This is a genomic window from Seonamhaeicola marinus (assembly GCF_008085455.1).
This window is the reverse complement of record NZ_VSDQ01000409.1, coordinates 460920-486780: the sequence shown is the minus strand read 5'-3', so window position 1 is coordinate 486780 and position 25861 is coordinate 460920. Positions and strand designations below refer to the sequence as shown.

The window sequence follows — 25861 nt, the reverse complement described above, 5'->3', positions numbered from 1 at the left end:
GTCTTCAGTCTTCAGTCTTCAGTCTTCAGTCTTCAGTCTTCCGTCACAACTCCTTAATCTCTTTCCTTAATTTAGTCAACGCCCCATAAATACGTTTTTCAACCGCTTTTGTAGAAATATCTAATATTTCGGCAATTTCTTTAAAACGTTTGCCTTCAACTCTGTTCATCAAAAATGCTACACGTTGTGGTTCTGTTAAATTAGCTAATGCTTTTTGCAGTTTATCATTATACTCTTGTTCCTGCATTAAAAACTCAGGACTCTCATTTGTACTTAATTTAGGTTTAGCAATTTGCTGATGTTTTAAAACCACCTTTTGGTGAGCTGCCTCATTCAGCATTAAATTATTAGCTGTGGTAAACAAAAAACTCTTGGCTTTATCTGGTGAAATTTTAGAACAGTTTTCCCATAGCTTTACAAAAGCTTCCTGTGTTTTGTCTTTTGGATTTAATAAATCGCCAAACTTATAATATAAAAAGTTGTGTAAGTCTTTGGAATGTTTCTTAAAAATCGATGAAAAGATATGTTCTGCACAAATATTATCGTGAAGTGGTTTACTCATTTGAACGTTTAGTTATAGCCACTAAAATAAGGCTTTTATGAATTTGTAAATTATTTTTTGATTTTTTTTTGAGTAGGAGGGTAGGAATATTTAAAACTAAATTGTTTTATCACCAAAAAGCTATGTTTAACCCAAAATTAATTATCATGAAAACTAAATGGAGAATTTTACTTTTATTACCTTTTTTTGCTCTTTTTATATTAACATCTTGTCAGGAAGAGGAGGTAATTATAACCGACCCATCTGAATCTGAAGCTGAAGCTATTGCCGCTGAATCTGAGTTAGCAACGTTTGTAAGTGCAACTGCTAAATTAGATGGATCTGTAGACAATATTATAGACCAAGCAAGTTGTATTTCTATTAAGTTACCGCTTACAGTTGTTGTTAACGGTTTAGAGATTATTATAGATTCTGAAGATGACTTTGCTGTAATAGAAGCCATTTTTGATGAATTTGAAGATGACGAAGATGACTTAGATATGATCTTCCCTGTGACCATTATTAATGCAGAACACGATGAAATTACCATTAATAATGAAGATGAATTAGAGGATTATGTAGAAGAGTGTGGCGGAGAAAATGAAGATGATGACGATATAGAATGTATTGATTTTCAATACCCAATTTCATTCTCAATTTTTAATGCAGACTTCTTAATTATTGATACAATTTCAATTGAAAACGATAGAGAGTTACACCGTTTCATGAAACGTGTAAGAAATAAAGAAGTCATTGCTAGTATTAACTACCCTGTAACTATGGAACTAGCCGATGGTACTGAAATAGTAGTTAATAACAACGAAGAATTACACAATACTATTAGGGATGCAAAAGATGCTTGTGATGAAGATGATGATAACGATCATAATGATGATGACTTCACAAAAGAGCGTTTAGATGAGTACTTAAAAAAATGTCCTTGGTTAGTTCATGAGTTTAAAAGATATAACCAATTAAACACCGAAGCTTATTTTGAGTATGCTATTAACTTTAAAGAAGATGGTGTTGTAGTAATGAGAGCTAGAAATGGCGATGTACTTACTGGAACTTGGGAAACTAGAATTGTACCAGACAGAGGTGCTAAATTAAAAATGGAGTTTGATAACCTTGCAGACTTTACTTTAGAATGGTTCATCTATGAAATTGAAGAAGGTAAAGTTAAAATTTACAATGGTGATGGTGGTAGAATCATCATGAAACGTAATTGTGATGTAGTAATAGATCATACTAAAGAACGTGTTGAGAACTTTTTACAAGAATGTTTATGGAGAATAGCAAGATTGAGCGTAAATGGTGCTGATAATGAAAAAGACTATATTGGAACACCGCTTAAATTCTTTGAAGATAATGTTGTGAAAATTAGAGTTAATGGTGAATTAGTTGAAGGTACTTATGAAGTTTTAGTAAGACCAGCAGGAATTGGTTTAGAAATTAACTTAGAGGGAAGACCAGACTTAAAATTACAATGGCTAATTACATTCTTAGGAGAGAACTTAATTAAGTTAGAAAACGAAAATAACAAAATGGTGTTAATGAGACACTGTCCAGATGTTGACCAAGATATTAACTACATCTTTGATGTATTAGTGTCTAACGTATGGGAGGTAGCTTCATATATGGATCACGATGCAGACTTAACGGAAAATTACATGGGGTATGCATTAGATTTCGAAGAAAATGGGAAGATTAGAATATTTGATCCTAATGAAAACGAAACTAGAGGTTCTTGGTTAGCTTATAGAAATGAAGGTCTTTTCTTAGGTATGAAGTTTGGTGAAGATAATGAGCCTTTCAACGAATTAACTCATAGATGGAAGATTAAAGAAATTACGTCTGATAGAATAGAATTAAAAATCTACAACCCAAATGGGGTTATTGAAAAGATTCTTGTTCTTGAACATGCAGACTGGTAAAAGGTTTATTGATTAGTAACTGTGAAACTTAGATTTTCGGTTTGTTAGGTTAGTTAGCTAAGTTTCTTATAAATGGGCTGTCAAATTTTAAATTTGACAGCCTTTTTTTGATTACATATTTTGTCATTCTCGCAAAGGATAGAAATCTAATAGCTTAACATTATGCGCAGAGCCTAATTATTTTTGCAATAAACAAGCTTTATAAATACAGGTCAATTGATTAACTTTGCAATTCTTAAAATTTCAAGAAAATTATGTTCAATAATTTAAGCGATAAATTAGATAAAGCCTTACACGTATTAAAGGGTCATGGAAGTATTACAGAAGTAAATGTAGCGGAAACTCTAAAAGAAGTAAGACGTGCTTTATTAGATGCGGATGTTAACTTTAAAATAGCCAAAGATTTTACGAATAGAGTAAAGGAAAAAGCCCTTGGTCAAGACGTATTAACAACGTTGCAACCAGGGCAATTAATGGTTAAAATTGTAAAGGACGAGTTAACGGAGTTAATGGGAGGTGATGCCGCTGGGATTAATTTATCTGGAGCACCAAGTATAATTTTAATGTCTGGTTTACAAGGTTCTGGTAAAACTACTTTTTCTGGTAAACTGGCAAATTACCTTAAGAACAAAAAGACTAAAAAACCGTTATTAGTAGCCTGTGATGTATATCGTCCTGCTGCGATAGATCAGTTACATGTAGTTGGAGACCAAATTGGTGTTGAGGTTTTTAGTGACAGAGGAAATAATGATCCTGTTGCAATTTCTCAAGCAGCAATAGCACATGCAAAGTCTAACGGACATAATGTAGTAATTATAGATACCGCTGGTCGTCTAGCTGTAGATGAAGCAATGATGACCGAAATATCTAACATTCATAAAGCTATCCAGCCAAATGAGACTTTATTCGTTGTAGATTCTATGACAGGGCAGGATGCAGTTAACACGGCAAAAGCCTTTAATGATGTATTGAATTTTGACGGGGTTATTCTTACCAAATTAGATGGTGATACACGTGGTGGAGCCGCTATTTCTATTAAATCTGTTGTAAATAAACCTATTAAATTTATTGGTACAGGAGAGAAGATGGAAGCTATTGATGTATTCCACCCATCTCGTATGGCAGACAGAATCTTAGGAATGGGAGATGTTGTGTCTCTTGTAGAAAGAGCTCAGGAACAATTTGATGAAGAAGAAGCTAGAAAACTTCAAAAGAAAATTGCCAAAAATAAATTTGGTTTTGATGATTTCTTAAAGCAAATCCAACAGATTAAGAAAATGGGTAACATGAAAGATCTTGTTGGTATGATTCCAGGTGCTGGGAAAATGATGAAAGATGTAGATATTGATGATGATGCCTTTAAAGGTATTGAAGCCATTATACATTCCATGACACCAAAAGAAAGAGCAAATCCATCCATCATAAATGCAAGTAGAAAAAAGAGAATTGGAAAAGGTTCTGGTACTTCTGTTCAGGAGGTAAACCAGCTTTTAAAACAATTCAACCAGATGAGTAAAATGATGAAGATGATGCAAGGTGGAGGCGGTAGAAAGATGATGCAGATGATGAAGAATATGCGTTAATCTTGTTAGAAGTTAGAAGTTAGAAGTTAAAAGTGGTGTATTGCTGTATTTAAGCGAAACATCTTGAAAATATTTTAAAATAAACTTGGCGTCTTTTGCGCCTTTGCGAGAAATAGTAACATGACAATTTTAGACGGTAAAAAAGTTAGTAACGATATTAAGGAAGAAATAGCTGAACATGTAGCTTCAATGGTTGCAAAAGGCGAAAAAGTTCCTCATTTAGCAGCTGTATTAGTTGGTAGTGATGGGGCAAGTATGACCTATGTGAATGCTAAAGTAAAAGCTTGTGAAAAAATAGGGTTTAATTCAACACTAATTGAATTACCTGAATATACCTCTGAAGAAGAATTGTTAGAGAAAATACATGAGCTAAATACGAATGAGGATATTGATGGATTTATTGTACAACTACCTTTGCCAGAGCAAATAGATGAACAAAAGGTGTTAATGGCTATAGACCCTGATAAAGATGTAGATGGTTTTCATCCAACCAATGTGGGTAGAATGGCATTAGATTTACCAACCTTTTTACCAGCAACGCCATATGGTATTATGGAGTTACTAGAGCGTTATCAGGTTGAGACTTCTGGAAAAAATGTTGTGGTTATGGGTAGAAGCCATATTGTTGGTAGACCTATGAGTATACTTATGAGTCAAAAGCGTAAAGCAGGCGATGCTACCGTAACTGTAGTGCATAGTCGCTCTAAAAATTTAACAGAAATTACTAAAGAAGCAGACATTATTGTTGCTGCTATTGGTATCTCTGAGTTCTTAACTGGCGATATGGTTAAAGAAGATGTGGTGGTAATAGATGTTGGGATAACTCGTGTTCCAGACCAAACTAAAAAGAACGGGTATAGACTTGCAGGAGATGTAGAATTTGAAAGTGTTAGTAAAAAAGCAAGTTATATTACGCCAGTTCCTGGTGGGGTTGGACCCATGACAATTGCAATGCTTCTTAAGAATACATTATTGGCAAGAGAAAGAAGAGCCTGATTTTATAATTGAGTAATAGTTTACTATTGCTTACAATAAAATAAAAACCTCCTTTTATAACTTAAAAGGAGGTTTTTATTTTAAAATAGGGGTATTTTAAAAATCTGTCCAAGTTCGTATTGCTCTTACCTGTAAGGAAGCATTTTTGTTAACTGAATTTAACGAACCATTAGACATGCCAATAAATCGAGCTAAAGTTGTGCTGGTTTCTGTAGAAGTCCAATATGAGTTATTAGGAGATATAGTAACACCTCCATTGGCTGTTATGCCAGCATTAACTTCTGTTAAATTGAGATATATTTCATTCGCTTCGTTCATGCTTGGTAAGAACCAATCATTATAACTATTAAGGTTTAAATTAGAAACTATATCGGCAGCAGTTCCTGCTGTTGAGCAAGAAGTTTCTATTGCAGTTGTGTTTAATTCCCCATCACCAATAGCCTGACCATTGGCTCCAGAAATTGAAGTGCCCGAACATCCCCATGCACCATCAGGTTGACTGCTTGTGGCAACAACCAACCCTTTACTATTATTACTAGCAGGGTCTATCCAAAAAATCACGCCTCCAAATTTAAAATCTCCAATCTCATGTATATCATTTAGTGCTACCAAAGCGTTGGCAGACACAGTTTGAGTACCATTACTTACCGAAATGGTCGCTAACATATTAGGATTGGTTTCGTAATCGAATAAAGAGGCATTGGCAACCGTTAATTCTCCAGTACTTTGATTGATGTCAAATGCTCCGGCAGGGTTTTGAAAGGTAATGGTGTATGTTAAATTTGATCCACTTGCTGTTAAAGTACCAACAACATCGTCGTTTGAGGGGTTTTCATCAATCGTCATGTTTGTTTGTTGTGCTGTTACTTCATCTACATCATTTAGGTTAATGGTAGCTGTGGCTGTTTGGGTGCTTATAGTATTATTAACTTCAATAGTAGCTGTAAGCACAGTGTTGGTTTCATAATCAAATAAATTGGGATTAGAAACAGATAACTCTCCAGTGTTAGCATCTATACTCATTGCTCCTGTTGGTGTTTGAGATATTATACTAAAACTTAATGTGCCGTCTCCTGCTGCTTGTATTGTACCAAGTACATCACCATCGGTTGGATTTTCATCAATGGTAGTTGTAAAATCCTGAATACTTAATTCGTTTACATTAGTTACGTTAATCGTTACATTGGCATTATTTTCTGCACCATCAGCTTCAACCACTGCAGTAATTATAGGGTTGGTTTCAAAATCAAACACCGTAGCATCGGCAACTATTAATTCACCTGTATTTTCATTAATGGCTATAGCTCCGTTAGGTGTTTGCGATATTATGCTAAACGTTAAAACGTTGTTGGTGTTGCTTTGAATTGTACCAATAACTTGTCCGTTTGTGGGGTTTTCATCTATGGTTGCTTGTAAATCTTCTAGGTTAATTTGTGGCGCATCATCGTCACTACAACTATAGGATATCATTAATACTGTAATGAATAACATTTTGATAAATTTGGTGGCTTTTTTCATTTTTTAATAATTTAAAAGTTAAATTGACTTATTAGCTACCAAAAATATTTGGAGAAGGACTATAAAAAAACAGCAATCTTATTTCTGCTTATTCAAAATAAATAAGTGTGCTACCATGGTAAAAATGTGCGAGATATAACGTTAGAAAGAACCCTTCCACTTTAGTTATTAAAGCATTATTTGTTAATCCATCCTAAAAAAGTGTTTAGAAAATGATTCTTTTTTCTGGATGATACAGGAATTTTTTTTCCGTTTTTCAAATAGATGGTTCCAGATTTATCGTATCGGTCTATATATTTTAAATTGACAATAAAGGACTGGTGAATACGTGAAAAGCCAAAGCTGGTTAATCGGTCTTCAAATTCTTTTAAAGTTTTAGAAACTATATATTTGTTATTATTAATGCAATAAAATGTAGTATAGCCTTTGTCTGATTCACAATACATTAGTTCATTTAAATCTATAACTTGAAAACTATCTTGTAAAGACAAAATAAGTATAGAGTCGTCTGAGTTCCAAACCTTTTTTGTGGCTTTTATTTTTTGCTGCTGTGTAGCTACTGTGGTGTTTTTTACTTTTTGCAGTGCTATTTGTAATTCTTCGGCATCTACAGGTTTTAAAAGGTAATCTACAGCCCCAAATTTTAATGCCCTAAGTGCGTACTCTTCATATGCGGTAATAAAAATAACTTTGAAATTAGTGTGTTCTGTTTGATCTAAAAAATCAAATCCAGTGCCGTCAGGAAGGTTAATGTCTAAAAAGACTAATTCTGGCTTACAGGTATTAGATACAACTATAGCATCTTTTACTGTGGTACATTCTCCTAAAATATCAATAGAATTATCAATATGGTGAAGTAAATTTATAAGGCCTTTTCTAATGTATGCCTTGTCTTCTACAATTATTATCTTCATTAAGATTGAATTATTTTATGAGGAATAATTAAAGTTACTAAAGTACCTTGAGAATTATATTCAGTTCTGTCTTCTATTGTAATACTGCCATTTACTTTTAGGTCTTTTGATAAGATTTGTAAACGCTCTGATGTTATAAGTGTAGACATAGATGATTTCTCAGCTACTTTTGAGGTCTTTTGCGCATTTATGCCTATACCATTATCTGCAATTGTACATATTAAATCTTCTTTGGAATAATTTATTGAAATATCTATTTGTTTAGTAGAAATAGTTTCATTAAAAGCATGCTCAATGGCATTTTCAACAAAAGGTTGAATAAGCATTGGCGGGATTTTAAATGCACTTGTATTAATAGCATCAGTTACAGTTATGTTGTATTGGTAGGATGCGTTTTCTAAGTTTTGCAGTGCCAGATAATTTTCTACTGCCAATAATTCCTGAGAAAGTAATACTAATTTATCTCTTGAGTTTTCTAACGTAATTCTAATTAATTTTGAAAATTTTAAAAGATAATTTACCGATTTTTTATCTTCTTTGTTTAATATCATGCCTTGTAATACGGATAGTGAATTGAAGATAAAATGAGGCGTCATTTGTGAGCGTAACAGTTTTTGTTCGGTAACAATTGTCTGGTTTTTGGCTTTTATGGTTCTAAATTTTTGAAAAAAGATAGTAGAGCCTAAGATAATTGATACTGTTAAAAATCCGATAATTGCCCATAAATACTTTTGTTTAGATTTTTCTAAATCTCTGCTAGTTGTAGTAACCTGTTTGGTTAGCTCTAATTCTCTGATATTGGCGGAATCTATGGCTTGTTTGTATTTGTATTCAGCTTCTATTTGCGCAATTTTTTCAACATTCTTTTTGCTAAATAAGCTATCGTTTAGAGTTTTATATAATTCATAGCTTTTAAGAGCTTTTTCATAATAGCCTGTCTTTTTATAAATTTTAGAAAGTGCTTCTAAAGTTTGTTTTTGATACTCTAAAAATCCCGATTTTTCCGAAATTTCTTTTGCTTTTAGCGCATTACCCAGGGCAGCATCATAATTTCTTTGATTTATATCAATTCTAGCTAGCCCAATATAGGCACCACATAATGTTTCTTTGTTTCCTTTTTCTAAGCTTATCTTTTTCGCTTTCTTGAAGTATTGGTTTGAATTTGTATAATCCTTAGATAGCAAATAAATACCACCGATATTATTTAAAATATATGTTGTCTCACTATTGGCTCCAACCTCCTTACTTATGCGCAATGCGTCAATATAATATTTAAGGGCTTTTTGATAATTTCCACTTTCCTCATGTATGTTTCCTATATCGCTTAATGTTGCTGAAATTCTATGTTTGTTATTAATACGCTGGTAAATACCTAAAGATTTTTTAAAGTAGCTTATTGCCTTTTCGTTGTTTTTTTGAATATTATAAGTGTAGCCCATGTTTTTGAAGTTATGAGCAATACTGATACTATCTCCTAACTTTTTGTGAATGGTTAAAGATTTATTAAAATGCTCTAAAGCTAATGGGGTATTACCTTGAATATTATAAATGGTTCCCAAATTATTTAAACTGTAGGCAATACGTTGTTCGTTTTTTTCAACTTTGGCTATAGACAGTGCCTTTTTTAAATACAAGATAGCTTCATCAAAATCTCCCATATCCGAATATGTTGTTCCTAAATTTAAAAGGCTGGCAGAAAGATTGTTACTTCCTATTTCTTCGTTTATCTCAATTGCTTTTTTGAAGTACGTAGCTGCTGTTCTTAACTCTCCTTTATTTTTGTACGTTATGCCTATTGCATTAAAACTGTCTGCTATTCCTTTTGTAAAATCAATGTTTTTATAAATTATTAATGCTTCATTATAATAATTGAGAGCTTGATCGTAATTGGATTGTACCGCTTCGGTTATGCCTTTTATATATATGCTCCTTGCTTTTCCTTTTTCAAAATGTATAACTTTGGCTATTTCATTTGCTTCTTCCAAATATTCAATTGATTTAGGAATATTATTAGTGAAGTGAAAAAATGCAAGTGTGTTTAAAAGATTAACTCTTATTGTATCATTTTCTTTATGGTTTTGTAATTCAATTTTGAGACTATCTATTTTGCTATTTTGAGAAATAACAATATTGGTAAATATTAATAGGAATAGAGTTATGGCAGTGCTGATGATTTTCATAAAAGATGATATGTATGAAGTACTAATAAACAATATATCTAATAAACAACCGCAAGCTATTATTTAAAATTACTTGCGGTTAAATAAATAAGGTGGTTGTTTTTATTTTTGCATAGTTCTATTTTATAAATTTTTTAGCAAGTCTACCTTCATTAAATTGTAACTCTACAATGTATATACCTTTTGATAAAGTTCCAATAGAGATAGAAGTTTCAGAACCTTGAGATATTTTAGCTCCAGTCATATTATAAATGGTATAATTCTTTAAAGTGGCACTATTAGCCGAAGTAACTTCTAAACCATTGTTTCTGTTAATTAATTTAATTTGATTGTTTTTTTCAAAATTCAAGGAGCTTAATGATGTACTTTCTGTGACAGTATTAAAACCTGTCCATAATGCGCCAGGGTCTGTAACATAGGCTCCAGTTGTGCCTACAGGTATTATTAAATCTATTCCACTTCTATTTCCACTACTATGAAACGAGTCATTTATGCTTGTGCTAGTTGTTGTTATTGAAGGAGGTATTGAGGGTAAAGATGTAACTGAGGTTAAAGGGTTACCTATAAAAGCCCCATTGCCAATACTAGTTACATTGCTCGGAATAGTAAGAACAGAAAATTGATTGTTTTGAAAGGCAAAGTCTCCAATGGTTTCAAGGCTACTGGGTAAAACAACAGAAGTTAAGCCAATTGATGAAAAAGCAAATTGACCAATTGAAATAACCGAGTCTGGTATACTTAGGCTCGAGATAGCCTTACTAAGAAAGACGAAGTTGTCAATAGAGGTTACGGTATATGTTGTGCCACCATTTGAAACCGATGCAGGTATAACAACATTATAAGGATTAGAGTCCGATGGTGTATAGAATTTTAAAGAAACTGTACTTGGAGAGGTTATCTCAAACATAAATGAGAAATTGCTGTTTTGAACCGTAAACGTCTGGGAATACCCGATAACACTTATTAATAAAATAGTTAAAAAAAGTAGTTTTTTTTTCATGATGTTCTGGTTTTTAAGAATAAAAAAACCAAGGTACATGACAACTACCTAATGGAACATAGCTAATGTTTATTTGGACATTTTAAAGTAATAAATGCTTACGTTGGCTAAATATTCGAAAAGCCAATTTTTAGATAGAAAAAAGTTAAAATAGATTAGGTGAATAATAACAGTCTATTATTTTCTTTTGATTTTTCTCGGTACAAACTCTTTGGTAGAACCACTTATAAGTTTACTTAATTCTGTAAATTCATTGGTAGTGAGTTCGCGATATTTCCCGTCGGGTAAATCTAAATTAATGTTCATTATTCTTATACGTTTAAGCGTCTGCACCTCATAGTTGAGATGTGAACACATTCTTCGTATTTGTCGGTTTAAACCTTGCGTAAGAATAATTTTAAAAGTGTTGGAGTTCACTTTTTTAACAACGCACGGTTTGGTAGTCTGTTTTAATTCCTCTAGGTATATGCCTTTAGACATGCGCTCTACAAAAGTTTGGGAAATTGGCTTATCTACGGTAACGACGTATTCTTTTTCGTGGTTGTTACTGGCTCTTAGAATTTTATTTACAATATCGCCATCATCGGTAAGAAGTATAAGGCCTTCACTTGGTTTATCTAGCCGTCCAATAGGGAAAATACGTTTATGATAACCAATAAAATCTATAATGTTATCTTTTTCAACGCGAGTGTCCGTGGTACAAACAATACCAACAGGTTTATTAAATGCCAAATAGACAAATTCTTCTTTTTTTGCATTTACAACCTCGCCATCAACAGCAACAATATCATTTGGAGCAACTTTAGTCCCCATTTCTGGGATAACACCATTAATTGTTACTCTACCTTCATCAATCAGTTTGTCTGCTGCTCTTCTTGAACAGTAGCCAGCTTCACTAAGAAATTTGTTAATACGTTTTAAAGTGTTTTCCATGGGGGCAAAAGTACAGCAATTATTTCATTGTGAAATTTACAAAGTCATTAGAACATGTATCTTTTTATTCTTCTAAAAAGTCCAAAATATTTTTGGTAACAGACCTGTCGTTTAAAGAGTGACCAAAACCTTCAGTTGTAATAAGTTTACTGTTTTTGAAACTTTTATTGATGAGTTTTGCATCAGCATACGGAATTATCATGTCTTTTACATCATGAATTATTAAACCTTCCGCTTCAATATCTTTAGAAAATTTAGAAGTTGAAAAATCACTTGGAGTAGCTCCAAATTTTTTCAAAATAATACGATGGAGATGTTTTTCAACTCTTTTGTTGTAGCCTAAAAGTTTAATGTAATTCTTTAGAATACCTGAGAACTCTGACGGAGCTCCAAGTAGTACCATCTTATTTAAAGAGTCTAGTTGGTATTTCTGTTGAAAAAACACTGAAGCCATACCTCCAACGGAATGGCCAATTATTATTTCTGGTTTGTACTTGTTTGCTACTACATTTATAAATTCTGAGTATAACAGTGCATTAAATAACTTACTTCCCGAGGCACCATGAGCTGGGGCGTCTAAAGCAACAATGTTAAAACCTTCTTCAATAAAATGAGTTACCTTATTTTGCCATCGCGCCGAGTTACTTTCCCAACCATGAACTAAAAGAATAGTGGTTTTATCTCCTTGCCAGTGGTAAGTGGCTATTTCAAAATCTTCATATTTTAAAAACTCTTGTTGGGCAGATTCTAAAAATGAAATATGTTTAGGTTTAAGCTTGCCTTTTCTAGGTGTAGAAAACAAATGGAGTGCTTTATTAGCTGCATAGTCTCCCGAAACGTAACTTAAAACGTTTAAATAAGAACCAATAAGTTTTATTATAAACTTTTCCATGTATCAATCTTCTCTATGAACTTTCTCAATAGAAAAAGCAGGAGTGCAAATTGCTAAGTATTCGCAAGTATCTGCAAAAGGATTAGAGTATTGAACTCTTGTATTTCTTTCAATTTTTATAGATTGACCAGCTTCTAAGATTACCTTGTCTCCATCAATTATAAATTGTTTTTTGCCCTTTATAATAAAGGTAAATTCATCAAATTCGGGAGTTTGATAAGGTTCGCTCCACCCTGGGGGTGCTTGCATATGAGCTATACTAATTTGCGAGTCTCCAGTAGTGGGAATACCAAAATGTTCTTTAATAATTTTCCCGTCATTAGTAGGCACAATAAAAGGGTTGTCTTGAATGGTGTACTTTTTCATAAGGTATTAATTATTCCACAATAAGAAAAAGTACTTAATTTTAGCATCATCAGGAATGTGCGCCTCTTGAAATTCTAAATTCAAGTCAAATTGTAAATTTGGAGGTAGTTCCTTCTTATCTATTACAAAACTGGCATTTATTTCTTTAACCGAAATTGCAACAGAATTTATCTGATTATTAATTTTAGAGATCTTGTACGCAGCACTAATATCTTTAAAAGTACTTAAAGTTGAAATGCCTTTAGCAGTTTTATATTGAGGGTCTAGTACTTGAATGCTTTCAATTACAGAAGTTGAATCTAAGACATTTTCGGGGGTTAAAACCAGCATCTTTTCTCCTCCTTTTTTAAATATTTCAATGTTATTAATACTTCCTGCAAATTCATCTCCGCTTATAAATTTGGAAATAGAGTCTGATGCAAATATGGATTCAATATCTTTTACTTGAGTGGAGTCTGTTAACAATCCAATATGTTGTTTTGATATTTCAAAGGGATCTTGAGCTTTATTGCAGTTAGATAACAAAATACAAAGGACTAGTATTAAGAATATAGATTTCTTCATTGATTGGTAATTGATAGTTTAATGCAGATTACTATCTGCGGTTATTCATAACTTTAGTAAGAATGCCAAATACACTTCTTATAAAAGTAGCACTTGTTAGCACTTTTACAACGGGGTTCATTCTAGTGCTTTTACGTCTGCTTGAGCTTTTGGCTTTTCTTTTAGATTCCGCTTTCTCCAGAGCCTCTTTTTCTTTTCTGGCTTTTTCTTTAGCTTCTTCGGCTTCAGCTTTTTTAATTTTTTCGTTTAACAGTTCGTAAGCACTTTCTCGGTCTACCGCTTTGTTATATTTTTTTGACAGTTTAGACTGTGATAACAATGTACGCAATTCGCTATCGGTTAAAACATCCATTCTACTCATTGGCGCACGCATCATAGTGGCAGCAAGAGGTGTAGGGCGTCCTTTTTCATCTAAAGCAGAGACCAAAGCTTCTCCTATACCTAACGATGTTAAAACCTCTGTAGTATCGTAATATTCAGAATCTGGATAATTTTCTGCCGTCAGCTTAATGGCTTTTCTATCTTTTGCTGTAAATGCTCTTAATGCATGTTGAACTTTTAAACCTAATTGACTTAAAACTTCTTCTGGAACATCGGTAGGGTTTTGCGTTACGAAATATAAACCAACGCCTTTACTTCGTATTAATTTCACAATACTTTCAATTTGATTTAAAAGCGCTTTAGAGGCCTGATCAAAAATTAAATGAGCTTCATCTATAAACATCACCAATTCGGGTTGGTCCGCATCACCTTGTTCCGGAAACGTAGAATAAATTTCAGCTAATAAACTCAGCATAAATGTTGAGAAAAGCTTTGGTTTATCTTGTATGTCAGTAAGCCTAATAATGTTTATGTAACCACGTCCGTTATCATCAACTCGCAGTAGGTCATCAACTTCAAAAGAAGTTTCTCCAAAAAATAAGTCGGCCCCCTGTTGTTCTAGCTCAATAATCTTTCTTAAAATAGCTCCAGTTGAGGCCGTAGAAATTCTTCCGTAAGCTTCCGAAAATTCCTTTTTACCTTCTTGGGTAGCGTATTGAAGAATCTTTTTAAAATCTTTTAAATCCAGTAATGGTAATTTATTGTCATCACAATACTGAAAAATAACCGCAACAATACCGCTTTGTGTTTCTGTTAAATCTAAAATTCTTGATAACAGTACTGGTCCAAATTCACTTATGGTAGCTCTTAGTCTCACACCATCTTGCTCAGACAAGGTTAGTATTTCAACAGGAAATGATTTGGCCTCAAAAGGTAGCCCAATTTTTTCATGGCGTTCATCAATTTTAGGATGACCAGGACTTGCTTGTGCAATACCACTTAAATCTCCTTTGATATCCATTAATAAAACGGGTATGCCTTTATCACTTAGGTTTTCTGCTAGTACCTGCAGAGACTTAGTCTTTCCTGTACCAGTGGCTCCAGCAATTAAACCATGACGGTTCATAGTTTTTAAAGGAATTTTTACATGTGCTCCAGTAACCGTTTCGCCATCTAACATTGCAGCTCCAATAGGAATGTAATCGCCTTTGGTTGTATTGCCTTCGGTTATGTAATTAAAAAAAGTCTCCTTGGTGTCCATATCCAGTAATTTTGCATAAAAATAAAGCAAATAAAAAGAACAAAAAAATAGGTTTTGGACACGTTTTTAGCCATATGAGATTGAGTTAATTACAAAAGTTATGGTTTAGCTTAGGGAATACGTATCTTTGCCCACTTATGGATGAAGCGATTAAAATAAAGGTTGATAAAGGCGAAATGTTGCCTTTAATGGAAGAGTTTTATACCATTCAAGGCGAAGGGTATTATAAAGGTACGGCGGCTTACTTTATTAGAATTGGCGGTTGCGATGTTGGATGTCATTGGTGCGATGTAAAGGAAAGCTGGAATGCAGATTTACATCCGCCTACAGAGACATCCAAGATTGTTGAAAATGCAAAAAAGTATAGTGATACTATTGTTGTTACTGGTGGCGAACCTTTAACTTGGGACATGACTGTTTTAACAACAAGACTTAAAGAAGAAGGCTTAAAGACGCATATTGAGACCTCGGGGGCCTATAAGTTAACAGGGCAATGGGATTGGATTTGTTTATCGCCAAAAAAAATGAAATTACCAACAGATGAGGTTTGTGAAAAGGCGGATGAATTAAAGGTGATTGTATATAATAAAGATGACTTACGCTTTGCTGAAGAGCAGGCAGCAAAAGTTAGTAAAGATTGTATTTTGTATTTGCAACCAGAATGGAGTAAACGAGATAAGGTTGTACCCTTAATAGTGGATTACGTAATGCAAAACCCCAAGTGGAAAGTGTCTTTGCAAACTCATAAGTATTTAAATATTCCTTAAAAATTCAAGTATGAAATTGCCAAGTTTAGGAAGACATTTTAAACCCGATGAAAAGGTCATTTTAAGAGATTACCTTGCTATTGAACGTACGCGTTTGGCAAACGAAAGAACATTACTGTCTTATATTAGATCTTCACTGTATTTGTTGCTTGGTAGTATTGCTTTTTTTCAGTTAAAAGATTTTCCTAATTATCAATATTTGGCACTAATAGCCTTGGTGTTTAGTGGCTTGTTTTTTGTTATTGGCTTGTATCGATTTTTAACTTTAAAAAGAAGCCTCAAAAGACTTTATTATATGTCTGAGAATTTGGAGAATAAAAACTAAAAAAGCATCCTAACTTTAGGATGCTTTTTTTTAGGCTTTTTACCCATTATTATTTTGTGAAAGGAACAACCACTCTTGTAGTTCCCCAACCTAAATGCATATCTATGCCATTGTTTCCTTTAGCAAAGGCAATAGAAAATGCTTCAAGTGATTTATCCCCTGAAGTTACTGGAACATTTAACCTAGCAACATCGTTGTCTTGCTTGTAAAAATAAGACCCCCACACATTTAAATCTTTACTAATTATGGCAGTCCACTCCTTATCTCCTGGTATAGCATAAAAGGTGTAAGTTCCTGCTTTTACAGTAGTATTCCCTAATTTCATGTCTTTATAAAGTGTAAGTTCAGCAGCTTCATTAGCACCTAACCTCCATACTTTACCGTTTGGAGCTAGTTTGCTTAAAGCTCTTCCTTTTAATTGTGGGCGGCTATAAACAATCTTAATAGCTTTATTAGCTTCTTTGTAGCTAGCTGGGAAAGCAGCTGCATCCATTGGACTCTTATCTAATTTACTAAATTCTTGAGCAGAAATACTTGAAGAAGTAAGCATAATTAAAGCAAAAGCAAAGGCAGATAGAAATGATAGTTTTTTCATAATACTGGTTTTTAAATTTAATGTTAGGGTATAACGGTCTTGAGCTTCTTTAAAAGCTTACTGTTGTTTTTGTTAAAGTTTCTATAAAATGTGTTAAGATTTTAAACTAGATAACTTTTGCTAATGGGTTACTTTTTTACGAATTTTTTAGAAACCCTACCTAAATTATGATGGAAATCAAGAATATAAGTTCCTGCAGAAAGCTGATTTACATCAAATTTGTATTCTTTTTTACTCTGTTTAGCAATAATATCTTTGGTAAGTTTTATAAGATGTCTTCCATTGATATCATGTAAATTAATTAATAAATTATCAGCCTTTTGGAACTCAATAGTTATTTCTAGGAGATCGTCAATTGGATTTTTGTTCAGATCAATTTTTAGAGGGTTGCCACCGTGAATGCCATCAAAAGTTTCTGTACTTAAAGCTTCTGAAGTAAATTTATATACAGAAGTTCCGGCGGCAAATCCGGTGTCGGAATCAATTATGAAAATTCTATTTAGATTAAAACCAATATTTAGATTGGTCCAAGTCTGTCCACCATCATTGGTTTCATGGAACCCTGTGTTATGGCCACCAACCCAGCCTCTATTTTCATTAATAAACCCAACGGCTTGTAATATACTGTCCGGGGCATCATTACTTATCCAACTGGCACCAGCGTTGGTAGATTTAATTACTTTTCCTGGGTTTGGAGCTACAGCTTCAACAGAACCAAAAATAATATCATTATCACTATCTAAAACTTGTAATTTCCAAACATATTCCCCTGCAATTCCAGAATTAAATATCTCGCTCCATGTATTTCCGCCATTGGTGGTTTTTAAAATTACAGCCCCACTAGAGTTTTTACCTGCAGCATATCCGATAGTTTCCGATATGAATTTTATTTCTACGAGACCAGTTGCATGTGCAGACATGTCTGTATATTGCCAGGTGTCACCGCTATCCGTTGATTTTATAATGTAAGCAGGTTCGCTGTAGGCCCCACATCCAAAGACAGTAGAGCTACCAACAGTGTTTAAACCACATATTGGACCTGGTTGAGGAGTGATGTTACTAACTTGTGTCCAATTTTCTCCGCCATCAATTGTTTTTAATAAACTTGCCGAATTAAATAAGGTGCCTAAAAAGCCAATATTTTCATTTAGAAATTCAACATTTCTAAAATAAAAATCACCTGTTAAACCATTAGAATTTAACTGTTGTTCATTTAGTTGTTCAGTCCAAGTTAAACCACCATCTTCAGTTTTAAAAACTGCAGCATGCCAACCGTTTGCTGCCCACCCCGTATTTTTATTTAAAAAATAAACATCATCAAACCTAGGGCCTCCATTTGTTGGTGTGTTAGCTGTTGTAAGGTTAGGGACTTCTTTCCAGCTAGGCTGCGCAAAAGCGATAAAGCCTATTAAAAATATTAAGAGTTTAATTAGTTTCATACCACAAACATAATTAAAATACCATATCCTTAAATTGAAGAAGACCTATTTATTTATGACTTTAACATTCATTTCCTCCACTTTTTTGTTTGATAAAGCCGAAGGTGCACCAAACAATAAGTCTTCACTGGTTCCAGTTTTAGGAAATGCCATTACTTCTCTAATCGATGCTTTCTTTTCTAAAATCATCATTAAACGATCTACACCCCACGCAATTCCACCGTGTGGTGGCGCACCGTAGTGAAAGGCTTTATACATGGTACCCACGCTCTTCATCATTTCTTCTTTGTTGTAGCCCATGTTTTTGTATGTAGCCTGTAAAATCTCTGGTTTATGAGCACGAACAGAACCACCTCCAATTTCATATCCATTCAAAATTAAATCGTATTGTTGTGCAATTATAGAACCAATTTCTTCTTCTTTGCCGTTTATGTGTTTTTCAATATCATAAGTAGCTGGCATTGAGAAAGGATTATGAGTAAAGGTCCAGTTGCCTTCATCAGTCTTTTCGAACATTGGAAAATCTACAACCCATGCAGGTCTTAATTCCTTAGCGTTTATTAGCTTAAGCATTTTACCCATTTCTTGACGTACTGCGTCTAAAGCTTTGTTAGCTGTAGCGTAGTCTGCGGCAGAGAAGAATACAATATCGCCAACTTGAGCATCTGTTGCTTTTATGATGTTGGCTGCGATATCTTCTCCTAAAAATTTGATTATTGGCGATTGTAAATCATTTTCATTTACAATAATATAGGCAAGTCCGCCTAAACCATGTTCTTGAGCAATGCTGGTCAATTTTTCAATTTGACCTTTAGACATACGTTTCTTGCCTTGTTCTTCAGCAGATACCTTAATGCATTTTACAATACCGCCCTCATCAATAGGCTTGCTAAATACTTGGAATGTAGTGTCTTTTACTATATCAGTTATATCTTGCATTTCCAGACCAAAACGTAAATCTGGTCTGTCGCAACCATATTTATCCATAGCTTCTTTATAGGTAAGTACTTGGAATGGTTTTAAAATCCATTTTTTACCATATATTTTTTTAACAATAGCATTGAACATATCAGTGTTCAAATCTATAATCTGTTGCATACTTGCATATGCCATTTCAATATCTAGTTGCGTGAATTCAGGCTGGCGATCACCACGAGAATCTTCGTCTCTAAAACAACGTGCAATTTGGAAATACTTTTCATAACCACTCACCATAAGCATTTGCTTAAATTGCTGAGGTGCTTGCGGAAGTGTGTAGAATGAACCTGCTTCTTTACGCGTAGGAACAATAAATTCTCTAGCACCCTCATCTGTTCCCGCACTTAAAATAGGTGTTTCAATTTCTAAGAAATCTTGCTCATCCAAAACATCGCGCATGAGCTTAATTACTCTGTGACGGTTTCTAATAACACGATGTACGTCCGGGTTTCTGTGGTCTAAAAACTTATATTGAAAACGAGTTGTTTCATTTGTTTTAGTAGCCCGTTTTATTTCAAAAGGAAGTGTTTTAGAAAGGTTTAGAATTTCCAATTCAGAAGTTTCTAATTCTATAGTTCCTGTTCTTAAACTAGGATTAAAATCGTCCGCTTTACGTTTTACAATTTCACCAGTAACAGAAATAACAGACTCTGGTTTTAGTTTTACTAAATCATCTAAACTACCAAAAGTTTCACTGCTTAAACGTACTTGGAAAATCTCATTGCTAGAATCTCGTAAATCAATAAACATAAGTTCTCCGTGATCCCTAACACTAGAAACCCAACCAGATAACGTGACTTTATCAGAAATTGAGTCCTCAGATAGTTCAGAAGCAATGTGTGTTCTGTAGATATCTTTTACTACAAGCGGAATTTCAGGTAAAACCTCTTCTGGCTGAGTAGTTATTGCGTCTTGTTTGTTAGTTGTTACTGATTTTTGGTTTTGAACTTGCGTTTCTAAGCTTCCAGTTTTGTCTCCGGAAAGCATGTGTAATATACCTTCACGAATCACTTTTCCAGAAGCACCTTTACCGATAATACCTATAACCTTACCAACTAAAATACCTGCTTTTCCTTGGTTTCCTGCTTTAATATCATTAGCAACCGCAGCGTTTTCAGAGATAACTTTTGATATAGCTTCATGTATCGTATCCTCCGAAATTGTGTTGTCTTTAAAATACGTTGCATAATCAAAAGAAGCATCAGCTAACAGGTTCTTAATGGCATTTTGAGCTAAAACAGGTGTCACCTTGTCCTCTTTAAAAAGGGTGAAAACTTCAATAAAATCGTTAACGTTTTCAATTTTACCGTAGTCTTCTGGCTTTAAATTGTTGGTTAAGGTTTTAGCAACAAAAGAAGGGTCATTAATTGTGTTGTTAATGGTAACAAAAGTTTCAGAACGTAAAGAATCGCCAGTAAAGAATTTAGCATCTTGCGGTAGTACACCACCTTTAATTAAAATACGTTCTACAGCGTAAGGTAAAGTACTTGTATCAACATCTATTGATGCGACAACATCTTTAATATTTACAAACGGTAAGTCTGGTTCGGAGATGAAACGGTAATCTGCTTCAAACTCCTTTTTACGCATAGTTTTAGTCTGTTTTAAATCTGCATCAAATAAAACTGTGGTTTGATCTGGTCTAAACTTCTTGTGCTCCAAGTAGTAGTTCAGTTGTTTCTCAACTTCTTCCTTGAGCGCCTCAGTCATGAATTTAAACGAGTTGAGGTTTTTAATCTCTGTTCTAGGATTTAACTCGTAACTGCGTTTTTTTCTAAGCGAAACGGAAACATCAGATTTAAACTCTCCTTTTTCGAGGTTAGCTTCAGATATTTTTAAATTTTGAACAATACGTTGAAGGTATTGTGCATAGGTTGAAGCATCCTCGATATGGTGAATACAAGGTTCGGTAACAATCTCAATTAATGGTACACCAGCTTTATTAAAATCTACAAGAGAAACGTTTTTCTCGTGAATTAATTTAGCAGCATCTTCCTCAATATGAACTTGAGTTAGATTAACAGTAAACTCGCTTCCATCATTTCTAAAACACGATACTTGTCCGTCTGGAATCACAGGATTGTGAAACTGAGTAATCTGGATATTCTTTGGATTATCTGGATACTCGTAATGTTTTCTATCCCATGAAATTACTTCATTACTAAACGTAGATTTTACAGCTTTTCCGAAGTAAATGGCTTTGGTTATGGCCTCTTTGTTTACTGCTGGTAAAACACCCATTTGTCCGGTGCAAACAGAACAAATATGTTCATTGGGAGTTTCGGTCTCTTCATTAGGACAAGAACAGAATAATTTCGTTTTGGTATTTAATCGGATGTGTGTCTCTAGTCCGATAACCAATTCTAATTCGTGGGCTTTTAGTGCCTCATTTAATTGTTCTAAATCCATTATATCGTATCTTTTAAGAAGTTAGCAAACTTCAAAACAAGTTCGTCGTTGTCTTTTGCGGCTGTAAGTTGTAAGCCCGTTTCTGTACCTTGTGGTACGGTTAAAGTGGGTAATTGTCCCAAGCTAAATCCAACAGTATATGCATCGGATAAATACATAGCCAATGGATCTTTTAAGCTATCACCAATTTTTGGCGGAGCCATAGGCGTAACAGGGGAAATTATAATATCAACTTCGTTAAAATCGTTTTCAAAATTTTGCGAGATTTGATCTCTAAGGGCTAATCCTTTTAAGTAGATTTCATCACTAAAACCTTGGGATAGTACCTGATTACCTCCAACAATTCTTCGTTTAGTTTCTTCCGAAAAGTTTTCAGAACGTGTAACAGAATAGCTCTCCTTTAAATTGTCGGCATCAATTCGATTTCCGTAGTTTGTGCCGTCTAATCGCGAAAGGTTAGAGGCCGTTTCAGCCATGGCTAATGTATAATAGGTTGAAACCAAAGTATCGGACTTAAAGAAATCAAGTGCTTTTACTGCAATGCCTTTAGCCTTTATTTTTTCTATTGCTGATAGGAATTCCTTTTTGATGTTTTCATCAATAGCTTCACTTTCAATAAAGTTCTTAAAGTATCCTACAGATGTTATATTATCTGAACTTAAAATAGAATTTTGTTCAATTTCTGAAGAAGTGTAAGTGGTTTGGTCTTTTACATCCTTGCCGCTCATGGTATTCAGTACAATACGGATATCTTCAATAGATTTAGCTATAGGACCAACACAATCCGTAGAGGAGGCATAAGCCATTAATCCGTACCTAGAAATACGCCCGTAAGTAGGTTTTAATCCGTAAACATCGTTATACCCAGCTGGCTGACGTACAGAGCCTCCAGTATCACCTCCAATAGAAAATACAGTATAATCTTTTGCAACATTCACAGCAGAACCACCACTAGAACCACCACCAACTAATTCTGGGTTTTTGGCATTTTTCACAGCGCCAAAAATGGTGTTTTCACTAGATGATCCATGACCAAAACTATCACAGTTTTCTTTAACTAACGGAATAGCACCTGCATCTAATAACTTTTGTATTGCTGTAGCTGTATAAGCCGATTTATAATGCTTTAGTAAATCTGAGCTTGCTGTGGTATAGGTGCCCTCAACCATGTAGACATCTTTAATACCAAAAGGAATACCTTCCAGAAGCCCTATAGTTTCTCCACTAGCTATTTTCTCATCAACTTTAGACGCCAGTTTTAAAGCTGTTTCATCTAATAAACTGTTTACAGTGTTATGAGTATTCGGTTTTAATAGCTCTAGCTTTTCTTTTATTAAATCAACACAAGAAATCTCCTTGTTTACCAGTTGTTGGTGAATTGAATGTATTTGAGACTCCATAATTATTCTTCAATGACTTTAGAAACTACCAAATACCCTTTCTTTTCTTTAGGAAAGTTTTCCTTAATAATAGCTTTTTCAGTTGCAGAACTTTCAATGACCACATCTTCCCTTAAATCGTTAACAGAAACGGCATTAACGCTGTTCGTATTAAAAGTGTTATTATTTGAGGTGTGTGCATTTTTAATTACATCAAATAACTGACTTACGGCCTCAGAGGGTTTTGCGCCTTTAATACTCGACAGAATGTCGACTGTCATAATTTTACTCATTGTTCTATTGTATTTAAATTAAAAAAAGCCTTCCGTAAATTTGGAAGGCTTTTTAATATTTTATTATAACAATAACCTTCCAGATCCTATAAATTAGGATTATTGAAATTATTATTGTTATTATTGTTTCTCATAGTTAAATCGCCCCAAATATATAGAGAATATACGTAGTAAGCTCATTTTTTTTTAGTTGCGATTTCATTATTGTTAAATTGGTAAAAAAAATGATTTTAAATTGTAAGTTCTTTAAAAAATTAATGAAATAGTTTATATCAATTATAGAGTTTATAGTATAATATTATTACTATTCTGTTGTATCGCGTTTCGTTTTTTCTAATTATGCAAACGCAAATCTTAAAAAAGAACCTCTAAGCCATTTTAGTTAAAATTGTTGTTGGTGAATTTTATTTTTTTAATAAAAATTGATTTTAAGGTGGTTTTTAAGCGTTTTAAGCAACTTTTGTTTAATTAACAATTGTTGATAATTTTTGGATAAACTCATTTAAATGCTTTTAAAAAGCTTCTTTATTTCGTATCTTTGTTATATAGGGAAATGATGCATATGCGTCATTTTTTTATGTTAATGAAACTCTATTTTTCAAAACAAAGTTTAAGAAAAATAGTTGGTTGAACTATTCCCGTTGAAAAGCGAGAACCAATAAAAGAAGATAAAATAAATAAAATATGAGCGAAGAAGCTAAAAAGCATAATTATTCTGCGGATAGTATTCAGGCCCTAGAAGGAATGGAGCACGTACGTATGCGTCCATCAATGTATATCGGTGATGTTGGGGTTAGAGGTTTACACCATTTAGTATATGAGGTGGTAGACAACTCTATTGATGAAGCTTTGGCAGGACACTGTGATACCATAAAAGTTACCATTAATGAAGATAACTCTATTACAACCGAAGATAACGGACGTGGTATTCCTGTAGGTTTACACAAAAAAGAAGGTGTATCGGCTCTTGAAGTTGTAATGACCAAAATTGGAGCAGGTGGTAAGTTCGATAAAGACTCTTATAAAGTATCTGGTGGTCTTCATGGTGTTGGTGTTAGTTGTGTTAACGCATTATCAGAACACTTAAAAGCCACGGTACATAGAGATGGTAAAATATGGGAGCAGGAATATGAAAGAGGAAAAACACTTTATCCCGTAAAAACTGTAGGGGATTCAGATATATCAGGAACTATAGTTACTTTTAAACCAGACCCTCAGATATTTCAGCAAACCTTAGAGTATAACTATGATACACTGGCAAGCCGTTTACGAGAGTTGGCGTATTTAAATAAAGGGATTACAGTTGTTCTTACGGATTTAAGACATAAAGATGAGGAAGGAAATAATATAACCGAAACGTTTCATTCTGAAGAAGGTCTTACGGAGTTTGTACAGTATTTAGACGCAACCAGAGAGCCTTTAATGAAAGATGTTATTGCTTTTGAAGGTGAAAAGAATGGTATTCCTGTTGAGGTTGCTATGATTTATAATACCTCTTATGCAGAAAATTTACATTCTTATGTTAACAATATCAATACGCATGAAGGTGGTACGCATTTATCAGGTTTTCGTCGTGGATTAACACATACACTTAAAAAGTATGCAGACGGTTCTGGAATGTTAGATAAACTAAAATTTGATATTTCTGGTGATGATTTCCGTGAAGGTTTAACGGCTATTATTTCTGTAAAAGTTGCAGAACCTCAGTTTGAGGGTCAGACAAAAACTAAATTAGGAAATAGAGAAGTGTCTGCTTCTGTAAGTCAAGCGGTTTCAGAAATGTTAACCGATTACTTGGAAGAGCATCCTGACGATGCCAAAACTATTGTTCAGAAAGTAATTTTAGCAGCTCAAGCACGTCATGCAGCTCAAAAGGCTCGTGAAATGGTGCAGCGTAAAACCGTAATGAGTATTGGTGGTTTGCCTGGAAAGTTAAGTGATTGTTCCGAACAAGACCCAGAAAAATGTGAGGTGTTCCTAGTAGAGGGTGATTCTGCAGGTGGAACAGCTAAGCAAGGACGTGATAGAAACTTTCAGGCTATTTTACCATTAAGAGGTAAGATTCTTAATGTTGAAAAAGCAATGCAACACAAGGTGTTTGAAAATGAGGAAATTAAAAACATCTTTACGGCATTGGGTGTAACTATTGGAACAGAAGAAGATAGTAAAGCATTAAACCTTTCAAAATTACGATATCATAAAATTGTAATTATGTGTGATGCCGATATTGATGGTAGTCACATTGCAACACTTATCTTAACGTTTTTCTTTAGATATATGCGAGAGTTAATTGAAAACGGACATATATACATTGCAACACCGCCATTATATTTGGTAAAACGTGGCGCTAAAAAACGCTATGCATGGACAGATAAAGAACGAGATGAGGTTGTGGCAGAATTTGGTGATGGTAGTAAGATACAACGTTATAAAGGTCTTGGAGAGATGAATGCTGAACAACTTTGGGATACAACAATGAATCCTGAATTTAGAACTATGCGTTTAGTACAAATTGATAATGGTTCTGAGGCAGATAGAATCTTCTCTATGTTAATGGGAGATGAAGTGCCTCCGCGTAGAGACTTTATTGAAAAGAATGCAATTTACGCAAATATTGATGCGTAATTCCATAACTAAATAAGACAATTACTAAATCCTCATAATTATATTATG

At 33.8% G+C, this 25861-nt stretch carries 21 protein-coding genes; 6 read left to right on the top strand and 15 right to left on the bottom strand.

Annotated elements, in window-relative coordinates; all coding sequences use genetic code 11:
* Positions 1–43: 43 nt before the first annotated feature.
* Positions 44–562, bottom strand: coding sequence for an RNA polymerase sigma factor (locus tag FUA24_RS07175; protein ID WP_148541005.1), 519 nt, complete (start codon positions 560–562; stop codon positions 44–46).
* Between the two features lie 146 nt (positions 563–708).
* Here FUA24_RS07175 and FUA24_RS07170 point away from each other — a divergent pair, with 146 nt between their 5' ends.
* The 3 genes from FUA24_RS07170 to folD all read left to right on the top strand — a co-directional run bounded on the left by FUA24_RS07170 (position 709) and on the right by folD (position 5054).
* On the top strand, positions 709–2475 hold the full coding sequence (locus FUA24_RS07170) for a hypothetical protein (protein WP_148541003.1): 1767 nt from the start codon (positions 709–711) through the stop codon (positions 2473–2475).
* 254 nt (positions 2476–2729) lie between these two features.
* Entirely contained in the window at positions 2730–4058 is a 1329-nt protein-coding gene (ffh, locus tag FUA24_RS07165) for a signal recognition particle protein (protein WP_148541001.1), read from the top strand.
* A 120-nt stretch (positions 4059–4178) separates the two neighbouring features.
* Positions 4179–5054, top strand: coding sequence for a bifunctional methylenetetrahydrofolate dehydrogenase/methenyltetrahydrofolate cyclohydrolase FolD (gene folD, locus FUA24_RS07160; protein ID WP_148540999.1), 876 nt, complete (start codon positions 4179–4181; stop codon positions 5052–5054).
* Positions 5055–5150: 96 nt separating this feature from the next.
* On the opposite strand, the gene FUA24_RS07155 is transcribed toward folD, so the two are convergent.
* From FUA24_RS07155 to FUA24_RS07115, 9 genes are all read right to left on the bottom strand, one after another.
* Positions 5151–6572: a DUF1566 domain-containing protein gene (locus tag FUA24_RS07155; protein WP_148540997.1), complete on the bottom strand. Its 1422-nt coding sequence runs from the start codon at positions 6570–6572 to the stop codon at positions 5151–5153.
* A gap of 176 nt (positions 6573–6748) precedes the next feature.
* Entirely contained in the window at positions 6749–7486 is a 738-nt protein-coding gene (locus FUA24_RS07150) for a LytR/AlgR family response regulator transcription factor (protein WP_148540995.1), read from the bottom strand.
* Complete coding sequence (locus FUA24_RS07145) at positions 7486–9666, bottom strand: tetratricopeptide repeat-containing sensor histidine kinase (RefSeq protein ID WP_148540993.1); 2181 nt, start codon at positions 9664–9666, stop codon at positions 7486–7488. Before FUA24_RS07145 ends, FUA24_RS07150 begins: the two co-directional genes overlap by 1 nt.
* A gap of 118 nt (positions 9667–9784) precedes the next feature.
* Complete coding sequence (locus FUA24_RS07140; RefSeq protein ID WP_187388200.1) at positions 9785–10666, bottom strand: leucine-rich repeat domain-containing protein; 882 nt, start codon at positions 10664–10666, stop codon at positions 9785–9787.
* Between the two features lie 177 nt (positions 10667–10843).
* The gene (locus tag FUA24_RS07135; RefSeq protein WP_148540989.1) at positions 10844–11599 is read right to left on the bottom strand and encodes a pseudouridine synthase; all 756 of its coding nucleotides are present in this window, start codon (positions 11597–11599) and stop codon (positions 10844–10846) included.
* A gap of 64 nt (positions 11600–11663) precedes the next feature.
* Positions 11664–12491 (bottom strand): alpha/beta hydrolase, encoded by an 828-nt coding sequence (locus FUA24_RS07130; protein WP_148540987.1) that lies wholly within the window; start codon positions 12489–12491, stop codon positions 11664–11666.
* Between the two features lie 3 nt (positions 12492–12494).
* Positions 12495–12857 (bottom strand): cupin domain-containing protein, encoded by a 363-nt coding sequence (locus tag FUA24_RS07125; RefSeq protein ID WP_148540985.1) that lies wholly within the window; start codon positions 12855–12857, stop codon positions 12495–12497.
* 6 nt (positions 12858–12863) lie between these two features.
* Positions 12864–13421 (bottom strand): hypothetical protein, encoded by a 558-nt coding sequence (locus tag FUA24_RS07120; RefSeq protein ID WP_148540983.1) that lies wholly within the window; start codon positions 13419–13421, stop codon positions 12864–12866.
* Between the two features lie 31 nt (positions 13422–13452).
* Positions 13453–15003 (bottom strand): helicase HerA-like domain-containing protein, encoded by a 1551-nt coding sequence (locus FUA24_RS07115; RefSeq protein WP_148540981.1) that lies wholly within the window; start codon positions 15001–15003, stop codon positions 13453–13455.
* Positions 15004–15140: 137 nt separating this feature from the next.
* Between FUA24_RS07115 and FUA24_RS07110 the strand changes: the two genes are divergently transcribed.
* Together FUA24_RS07110 and FUA24_RS07105 are read left to right on the top strand one after the other, a co-directional pair.
* Positions 15141–15770, top strand: a complete 630-nt coding sequence (locus tag FUA24_RS07110) for a 7-carboxy-7-deazaguanine synthase QueE (protein ID WP_148540979.1) — start codon at positions 15141–15143, stop codon at positions 15768–15770.
* Positions 15771–15780: 10 nt separating this feature from the next.
* On the top strand, positions 15781–16095 hold the full coding sequence (locus tag FUA24_RS07105) for a DUF202 domain-containing protein (RefSeq protein WP_148540978.1): 315 nt from the start codon (positions 15781–15783) through the stop codon (positions 16093–16095).
* A 49-nt stretch (positions 16096–16144) separates the two neighbouring features.
* Here FUA24_RS07105 and FUA24_RS07100 read toward each other — a convergent pair whose 3' ends face one another.
* From FUA24_RS07100 to FUA24_RS07080, 5 genes are all read right to left on the bottom strand, one after another.
* Positions 16145–16690 carry a DUF2911 domain-containing protein gene (locus FUA24_RS07100; RefSeq protein WP_148540976.1) on the bottom strand — a complete coding sequence of 182 codons (546 nt, stop codon included), beginning with the start codon at positions 16688–16690 and terminating at the stop codon, positions 16145–16147.
* Between the two features lie 128 nt (positions 16691–16818).
* Positions 16819–18129, bottom strand: coding sequence for a YCF48-related protein (locus FUA24_RS07095; RefSeq protein ID WP_148540973.1), 1311 nt, complete (start codon positions 18127–18129; stop codon positions 16819–16821).
* Between the two features lie 45 nt (positions 18130–18174).
* The gene (gene gatB/aspS, locus FUA24_RS07090) at positions 18175–21516 is read right to left on the bottom strand and encodes a bifunctional amidotransferase subunit GatB/aspartate--tRNA ligase AspS (protein ID WP_148540971.1); all 3342 of its coding nucleotides are present in this window, start codon (positions 21514–21516) and stop codon (positions 18175–18177) included.
* The gene (locus FUA24_RS07085) at positions 21516–22916 is read right to left on the bottom strand and encodes an amidase family protein (protein ID WP_148540969.1); all 1401 of its coding nucleotides are present in this window, start codon (positions 22914–22916) and stop codon (positions 21516–21518) included. The genes gatB/aspS and FUA24_RS07085 overlap by 1 nt, the downstream gene beginning before the upstream one ends.
* A gap of 2 nt (positions 22917–22918) precedes the next feature.
* The gene (locus tag FUA24_RS07080; protein ID WP_187388199.1) at positions 22919–23188 is read right to left on the bottom strand and encodes an Asp-tRNA(Asn)/Glu-tRNA(Gln) amidotransferase subunit GatC; all 270 of its coding nucleotides are present in this window, start codon (positions 23186–23188) and stop codon (positions 22919–22921) included.
* A 684-nt stretch (positions 23189–23872) separates the two neighbouring features.
* Here FUA24_RS07080 and gyrB point away from each other — a divergent pair.
* Positions 23873–25813, top strand: a complete 1941-nt coding sequence (gyrB, locus tag FUA24_RS07075) for a DNA topoisomerase (ATP-hydrolyzing) subunit B (protein ID WP_148540967.1) — start codon at positions 23873–23875, stop codon at positions 25811–25813.
* Positions 25814–25861: the final 48 nt, after the last annotated feature.

What these genes read in the sequence shown, in the direction of transcription:
- folD (WP_148540999.1), top strand. Translation starts at nt 4,179, where the DNA reads ATGACAATTTTAGACGGTAAAAAAGTTAGTAACGATATTAAGGAAGAA.
- FUA24_RS07140 (WP_187388200.1), bottom strand. Translation starts at nt 10,666, where the DNA reads ATGAAAAAAAAACTACTTTTTTTAACTATTTTATTAATAAGTGTTATC.
- FUA24_RS07145 (WP_148540993.1), bottom strand. Translation starts at nt 9,666, where the DNA reads ATGAAAATCATCAGCACTGCCATAACTCTATTCCTATTAATATTTACC.
- FUA24_RS07105 (WP_148540978.1), top strand. Translation starts at nt 15,781, where the DNA reads ATGAAATTGCCAAGTTTAGGAAGACATTTTAAACCCGATGAAAAGGTC.
- FUA24_RS07100 (WP_148540976.1), bottom strand. Translation starts at nt 16,690, where the DNA reads ATGAAAAAACTATCATTTCTATCTGCCTTTGCTTTTGCTTTAATTATG.
- FUA24_RS07110 (WP_148540979.1), top strand. Translation starts at nt 15,141, where the DNA reads ATGGATGAAGCGATTAAAATAAAGGTTGATAAAGGCGAAATGTTGCCT.
- FUA24_RS07085 (WP_148540969.1), bottom strand. Translation starts at nt 22,916, where the DNA reads ATGGAGTCTCAAATACATTCAATTCACCAACAACTGGTAAACAAGGAG.
- gyrB (WP_148540967.1), top strand. Translation starts at nt 23,873, where the DNA reads ATGAGCGAAGAAGCTAAAAAGCATAATTATTCTGCGGATAGTATTCAG.
- FUA24_RS07155 (WP_148540997.1), bottom strand. Translation starts at nt 6,572, where the DNA reads ATGAAAAAAGCCACCAAATTTATCAAAATGTTATTCATTACAGTATTA.
- gatB/aspS (WP_148540971.1), bottom strand. Translation starts at nt 21,516, where the DNA reads ATGGATTTAGAACAATTAAATGAGGCACTAAAAGCCCACGAATTAGAA.
- ffh (WP_148541001.1), top strand. Translation starts at nt 2,730, where the DNA reads ATGTTCAATAATTTAAGCGATAAATTAGATAAAGCCTTACACGTATTA.
- FUA24_RS07170 (WP_148541003.1), top strand. Translation starts at nt 709, where the DNA reads ATGAAAACTAAATGGAGAATTTTACTTTTATTACCTTTTTTTGCTCTT.
- FUA24_RS07135 (WP_148540989.1), bottom strand. Translation starts at nt 11,599, where the DNA reads ATGGAAAACACTTTAAAACGTATTAACAAATTTCTTAGTGAAGCTGGC.
- FUA24_RS07175 (WP_148541005.1), bottom strand. Translation starts at nt 562, where the DNA reads ATGAGTAAACCACTTCACGATAATATTTGTGCAGAACATATCTTTTCA.
- FUA24_RS07150 (WP_148540995.1), bottom strand. Translation starts at nt 7,486, where the DNA reads ATGAAGATAATAATTGTAGAAGACAAGGCATACATTAGAAAAGGCCTT.
- FUA24_RS07120 (WP_148540983.1), bottom strand. Translation starts at nt 13,421, where the DNA reads ATGAAGAAATCTATATTCTTAATACTAGTCCTTTGTATTTTGTTATCT.
- FUA24_RS07080 (WP_187388199.1), bottom strand. Translation starts at nt 23,188, where the DNA reads ATGAGTAAAATTATGACAGTCGACATTCTGTCGAGTATTAAAGGCGCA.
- FUA24_RS07115 (WP_148540981.1), bottom strand. Translation starts at nt 15,003, where the DNA reads ATGGACACCAAGGAGACTTTTTTTAATTACATAACCGAAGGCAATACA.
- FUA24_RS07095 (WP_148540973.1), bottom strand. Translation starts at nt 18,129, where the DNA reads ATGAAACTAATTAAACTCTTAATATTTTTAATAGGCTTTATCGCTTTT.
- FUA24_RS07125 (WP_148540985.1), bottom strand. Translation starts at nt 12,857, where the DNA reads ATGAAAAAGTACACCATTCAAGACAACCCTTTTATTGTGCCTACTAAT.
- FUA24_RS07130 (WP_148540987.1), bottom strand. Translation starts at nt 12,491, where the DNA reads ATGGAAAAGTTTATAATAAAACTTATTGGTTCTTATTTAAACGTTTTA.